The 6513-nt window shown below is 40.9% G+C and carries 5 protein-coding genes; 4 read left to right on the top strand and 1 reads right to left on the bottom strand.

Features of this window, described 5'->3' with window-relative positions; all coding sequences use genetic code 11:
* From AC1U9Z_RS17325 to AC1U9Z_RS17340, 4 genes are all read left to right on the top strand, one after another.
* Nucleotides 1-871: hypothetical protein (locus AC1U9Z_RS17325; RefSeq protein ID WP_479958475.1), on the top strand; the 871-nt coding region annotated here is incomplete at its 5' end.
* A gap of 184 nt (nt 872-1055) precedes the next feature.
* Nucleotides 1056-2417 (top strand): hypothetical protein, encoded by a 1362-nt coding sequence (locus AC1U9Z_RS17330; RefSeq protein ID WP_333530519.1) that lies wholly within the window; start codon nt 1056-1058, stop codon nt 2415-2417.
* Between the two features lie 144 nt (nt 2418-2561).
* The gene (locus AC1U9Z_RS17335) at nt 2562-4526 is read left to right on the top strand and encodes a glycosyltransferase (protein WP_333530518.1); all 1965 of its coding nucleotides are present in this window, start codon (nt 2562-2564) and stop codon (nt 4524-4526) included.
* Nucleotides 4527-5669 carry a glycosyltransferase gene (locus AC1U9Z_RS17340; RefSeq protein ID WP_333530517.1) on the top strand — a complete coding sequence of 381 codons (1143 nt, stop codon included), beginning with the start codon at nt 4527-4529 and terminating at the stop codon, nt 5667-5669. It abuts the gene before it with no gap.
* 95 nt (nt 5670-5764) lie between these two features.
* Here the strand turns inward: AC1U9Z_RS17340 and AC1U9Z_RS17345 are convergent.
* Nucleotides 5765-6513, bottom strand: a 749-nt coding sequence (locus tag AC1U9Z_RS17345; protein ID WP_479958476.1) for a sugar phosphate nucleotidyltransferase, incomplete at its 5' end; no start/stop codon positions are given.

Below are 6513 nucleotides of genomic sequence, written 5' to 3' on the forward strand. Positions count from 1 at the left end.
CGAAATTAGCAACCTGACCTCTGGTTTCAGTGAGATCATTGCCGAAATCTCCAACATTGAGTCCGCTGTCTTCAGTGAAACCTTTGGACTCAGTGAAATCAAAGCTGAAATTTCCACTATTGAATCTGCCGTATTTAGTGAAACCTTTGGCTTAAGTGAGATTCAGGCGGAGGTTTCCAATATCGAAGCTGCGGTCTTTAGCCTAACCTTTGGTCTGGAAGAAATTCAATCTGAAGTATCTGAAATACTCTCCATTGTAAGCACACTTAATCTTGAATGCCCAGGTGCTTTGTTATCGGATATTAAATCAGAAGTTTCCGCCATTGAATCTGCTGTATTTAGCCCCACCTTTGGCTTACAGGAAATTAAATCCGAAATCTCTAGTATTGAATCCGCTGTCTTCAGTGAAACCTTTGGTCTGATAGAAATTAAATCGGAAGTATCTAGCATCCTAAGCATCGTAGAGGCTGGGGTATTAGGCGGCAATCTCTTTACTACTGGTCCTTTTACGACCAAAACGGGTGAAAATGCCATTGAAGTTCAGGCCTTTAATACGACTGACTCCATCCAAAGTGTAACCTTCTATATCAGGGAATCAAACGATTGTGTTAGCCCGGCTTCAGATGTTCTCTCACTGGACCTTCCTCCTTGCTGCGGTGACAGAGACTTCTTCGGTGGGGGATTACTTCCCGTAATACCGATCGTTGTCGGAGATAGCTACATTATCTTTGCTGAGACCAGTGCCACCTTCGGTATCAGTTTATACGCCTTAGGAAGAACGGTTTTGGCTGGAGTAATCGGTTTGGCTGCCCCAGGTAATACAGAGTTTCAGTCAACCGCTTGGATACCAGTAGGTACCATGTGCACCTAGCATTAAGCAAAGTTGAATCCTCTATGTATGGAAATTAGTATAAAGATACTAAGCTAAAAACTAGCCGGTAACAACATTACCGGCTAGTTTTTTTATGTAAATTTCCTCTAAAACTGCCAGTCAAGGCACATTTAGCTTACTCTGTCATATTATGTAAAAGAAATAAACAAAGGAGGTCTTCTTTATGTGGAATTGGGATGAAAAAAATCCCTGGGACAAATGGGGCAAAAAACAGCATTGTGGTAAAGATCAGTGGGATTGCAATCCCCCTGAAGACGATTGTCAAGACCATGATCCCTGTAACGATTTTGATTGTTGTCCTGATCCGGCATTGTTACACAAAATTATCAAAGCCATTTGTATTTTAAAAAGAGAAATTGATAGCTTGGGAAAATTACTTTGCGATCCCAGATTTGGATTAAAAGAAATTAAAAGAGAAGTAAGAAACATCGAGCGGGGGGTTTTCAGTCCTACTTTTGGTCTACCGGAAATCAAAGCAGAGGTCTCTGAAATTCTGGACATTGTAAGGGATCTGGAAATTGAATTTCCTATTACACTGCTCAACGACATTAAGGCAGAAGTCTCAAATATTGAGTCTGCTATTTTCAATCCTACCTTCGGTTTAGAAGAAATTAAAGAAGAAGTATCTGCCATTGAAAGTGCTGTATTTAACCCAACCTACGGTTTACTGGAAATCAAATCTGAAGTATCACTGGTTGAAACCATTGTTGGCGGCATTCAGGATATGATTGATAATAGTACCTTTGGCCTAGAGGAAATCAAATCCGAGGTTTCTGAGATCCTCGCCATTGTTACCGATATCGTATTAAACCCTGTCTTTGGTATCAGTGAAATTAAAGCTGAAGTATCCGCCATTGAAAATGCCGTGTTCAGTCCTACCTTTGGCCTAGAGGAAATCAAATTCGAGGTTTCTGAAATTCTCTCCCTGGTCAGCAACCTCGACATCGATATTGTAATCCCCATTACTCTGCTTAATGACATTAAGTCAGAAGTTTCTGCCATTGAGTCTGCTGTATTCAGCCCTACCTTTGGTTTAGAAGAAATTAAAGAAGAAGTATCTGCCATTGAAAGTGCTGTATTTAACCCAACCTACGGTTTACTGGAAATTAAATCTGAAGTCAGCCAAATTCTAGCTAACCAAACGGAAAGCCCCTCCCTCTTCCTGTCCAGCGGCCCCTACCTAAGAGAGTGTGAAGAGGAAAACGTGGTTGTCAAAGCCCTGAACAATACCACAGAGGCACAAACCGTTACCTTTATCGTACGTCCCCTTGGTTTTGCTCCACCACTCTGCCCACCCTTTGCAACCATAACCTTTGACCTTGAACCATGTTCCTCTGCGGAAGAGTTGCTAGACCTTACAGATGTACCCTTTAATGTTGAAATTAGGGTCATTCGTTCTGATGCAGGAGTTCTTGTTTATGCAGCTACCACCACCTGCTCCGGCAGAAAGGTTACTAATTTTAAATCTTCAGACTTTGTTTCTGTACCCACTTTCTGTACGACGGTATGTGATCCTGTATTCTAAAAGCCCTAAGGAGTGTCGCAAAACTACAAACGACACTCCTTTTTTATTTGGCTCTGTTAATGTTCATTAACGCTAACAGCCCTTCATTTTCACGTCTTTGCTCCTTCTACATATAATGGCATATAACGTCTTAGGAGGAGTACCATGATTTCGCTATGTATGATTGTTAAAAATGAGGAACACAATTTAGCCCGGTGTCTAAACAGTGCCAAGGATTGTGTGGATGAGATGATCATTGTGGATACTGGTTCTGAAGATGCTACCGTATCGATTGCAGAACAGTTTGGCGCAAAAATTTTCCATTATCAATGGAATGAAGATTTCGCCGCTGCACGCAACTTTGGTCTCGATCAGGCCAAGGGCGATTGGATTCTTTATTTAGATGCCGATGAGGAACTGGAACCTAATTGCTCCGAGCGCATAAAGGCCCTTACAAAACGCTCCAACGTAGAAGCCTATATCTTTCAGATTACTAACCTTACCGACAACAATGATCCATTAAAACACGTTAATGTTCGGATGTTTAGAAATAAACCGGCCTACCGCTTTGAGGGAAAACTGCATGAACAGATTATCAGCTCCATTACTCCCCGGGCCAAGGGTACCCCTGTCATTAACTCAGGGATTAATATTCTTCACTATGGCTACCTGGCCTCTGAATTTATTGCAAAAAACAAAGCCCGGCGCAACCACCGAATTAATATGAAATTGGTGGAACAGGATCCTAACAATCCCTTTTATCTTTTTAGCCTGGGTGGTTCCTGTGTCAACCTCAACAACTTGGAAGAAGCAATTTCTAATTATAGTAAAGCCTTACAATATGTAAACATTCGGGCCATGTATGCACCAAGTATCTTTGTTTCATTGACCTCCTGCCTATTGAAGCTGGGCAGGATCGACGAGGCAGTAACACATATTGAAAAATGCAAAGCCCATTATCCTGATTACGTTGATATTCATTATATCGATGGAGAGCTTTTTAATTCCCTGGGTCATATTAGAAGGGCCATTACTTCCTTTGAAAAATGCCTCCAGCTAGGTGAACAGTGTCAGGGGAAGTACACCACCAGAACAGGTGTCGGCAGCTTTTTGCCCAATTTTAAGCTGGCGGAAATATACAAAAAAATAGGTAATCATAAAAAAGCCCTCCACTATCAATTACAGGGACTAAGACTTAAAAATAATGATATGCAACAATATGTTAACCTAGCTAAGTTATTAAAAGCTTCTCTACAGGATGGGAAGCAGGTTTACACGCTATTAAAGAAAAATGTTAAGCACGCGGATAAAAACACTGAAAAATTAATGTTATCCCGTATGCTTTATGAAATTGAGGAATATGAACTGGCTATCAGACTCTTTGAGCAATTATCCAAAATCAAACCAGAAATTTATTATTATATGAGTAGATCCCTGGTAAAAATTGGCCGTTATCAGCAGGCTGTTTCTATATTACCTGAAATTAATGACTCCCATCAGAGACAAAGGATATTCCTTGAGTTGGTTGCAAAATTCTGGGCCACCGGTTCACCAAGGGATCTATTACCCTATTTAGAACAGGATCTTCCCCTGGATGAGGAATTTATTGATTACCTTAAAGGTATCAATGATTTGTTATTGAAACAAACAACGGAAATAGAACTTAATCCCCATAACTATTATTTTAATGAGATTATCAATGAGCTATTAGAACACAAAGCATTTGCCCTAGTTCTAAGTATATTGAATCTATGTGGTTTTGATAACACCGAAATAATTAACCTTTTAACGTCTGATCCTCCCCATGAAGGGCGATTTGAGATGGCTGCCCGTCTTGCTATAAATGAACTAAAAATTAATCAAAGCACTCATGAAAAATACTATGCCCTGGGTAGGTATTTTTATAATAACCAGGAATACGACTCCGCTCAAACTATGTTGCATAAAGCCCTGGCTCTGCATGCTGCCGAAAAGGTTCGGAATCTCCTCCAGGAGATTTATTTAAAGCAAACCCTCAATATGATTCAAGAGGCCCTTAAAAATTATCCCGACAATGCAGATTTTATGCGTCAGTTGATTAAACTGCAAATGAAATCAGACCAAAAAACTCTGCTCAAGGGGGTGCATTAAGTGCCTTCCATAAGCCTTTGTCTTATCGCTAAAAACGAAGAACATTCCATTGGCCGCTGTCTTAAAAGTGCGAAGCCCTTTGTGGATCAAATTGTGGTGGTGGATACCGGCTCCACAGATTTTACCGTAGAAATCGCTGAGGAAATGGGTGCAGAGGTCTACCATCACCTTTGGCAGGATGACTTTGCTCTGGCCCGTAATAAATCCCTGGAAAAAGCCAGCGGAGACTGGATCTTATTTTTAGACTGTGATGAAGAACTAGAAGCCAAAACAGCACCCCTGCTAAGGGAAGTGGTGAAAAGTGAAAACTATGATGGTTACTGGGTGAATATGGTAAACATGTTCAATAACAAGCCCAGCACACTTTTTCAGGGCTTCCGGCTCTTTCGCAACAGCCCCCTGCATCGCTTTGAATGCCCCATCCATGAGCAGGTCTTACCATCGGTTATCCGAAACTCTTCCCCTAAAAAAATTGGCAAGTCTAATATAACCATTTACCATTATGGTTACGAAAATGACGAGACCACTCAGCGCAACAAAATTGAACGAAACCTCCGCATCTTGCAAAAGGCCATGCAGGACTATGGCAACACAGGCTTTATTCCTTTCTATATTGCCGTAGAGCAGCAAAAGCTGGGCAATTTTCAAAAGGCATTGGAATTTTATCAGCAATCTTTGCAAAGAACAGATTTAAAGGAATCCTACGCACCAGCCATGGTTCGCAGCATGGTAAATTGCTATCTGGTACTGGGGCAATATCAAGATGGTTTGGTCTTTGCCGATAAATACGTAAAGGTTTACCCCAATTATACGGATTTGGTTTATTTAAAAGGAATCCTTTACTATAACCTCGGTAATACAAATGAATGCCTTACTTGTATGAACCAGTGTATCGCCATGGGTGCCCCTCCCATACAGCTCTTTTCCGTGCAGGGTATAGCCGATGAAAAACCCAGGGAAATAATCTTTGAGCTATTAGCTGCTAAGTTGCAAGAAGGTTTAGAACTGGTAAATCAAAGTAAAACCAGCCAAGCTTTTACAGTAATAAATAGTGTATTTACTCAGCTAAAAAAGACACCATTCGAAGATATTTATAATAAAATGATACAAACGATGATCAACAAGTTTACAGGTGCCCAATAAACCAACAAGAAAAAGGAGCAGTTTCCCCAGGACTGCTCCTTTTTCTTGTTGATTTATGCCATGGCCATCTTCAAGATAACGGATGGCTAATCCTGCTACAATAGAACTTCACAATTATCACCGATTAGCAAATTCAAAGGCTCCTTCACATGTAACGAACGCTCGATTTTACAATTATACCCAATGATGCTGTCCCTCAATTGATCAATATTAGCCAGTTGGCAATTTTCCATCACCACAGAGTACTGTAAATTTACATTGTTAAGGATGGTACCGGAACCGATCGATGTATGGGGACCGATATAGGATCTATGGACGGTCACATTTTCTCCAATTCTAACCGGGCCGCAGATGATGCTTTGACTAACCTTTGAACCCTTACCCAATTCCACTGGCCCCTTCAGCAAACTTTCTTGATCCACTTCCCCCTCAATGTTTAGCCCCGTTTGTTCTTCTAGAATAATGCGATTAGCTGCCAATAGTTCTTCTTTTCTACCGGTATCCAGCCACCAACCGTCCATGACCCTGGCTTCCACCCGGCAGTTCAGATCAACTAGTTTTTGAATGGCATCTGTTATTTCTAATTCCCCGCGTTTAGAGGGGATAATCCCATTAACTGCTTGATGAATGACAGGCCGAAATAGGTAAACCCCTACTACCGCAAGGTTACTGGGAGGTACCTGGGGTTTTTCAAACAGCCTAATAATCCGATTATGCTCATCAATGATAGCTACCCCAAATCTTCTAGGATCTTCCACACTTTTTAATTGAATAATTGCATCGGCATTGGAATCCCTAAATTCATTTACAATCTCTTTTATTCCTTTTTGAATGAGATTATCTC

It is taken from the genome of Desulfotomaculum sp., from assembly GCF_982386235.1.

Bases quoted from the DNA above. Each gene is read 5' to 3' on its own strand.
- AC1U9Z_RS17335 (WP_333530518.1), top strand. From the start codon at position 2,562: ATGATTTCGCTATGTATGATTGTTAAAAATGAGGAACACAATTTAGCC.
- AC1U9Z_RS17330 (WP_333530519.1), top strand. From the start codon at position 1,056: ATGTGGAATTGGGATGAAAAAAATCCCTGGGACAAATGGGGCAAAAAA.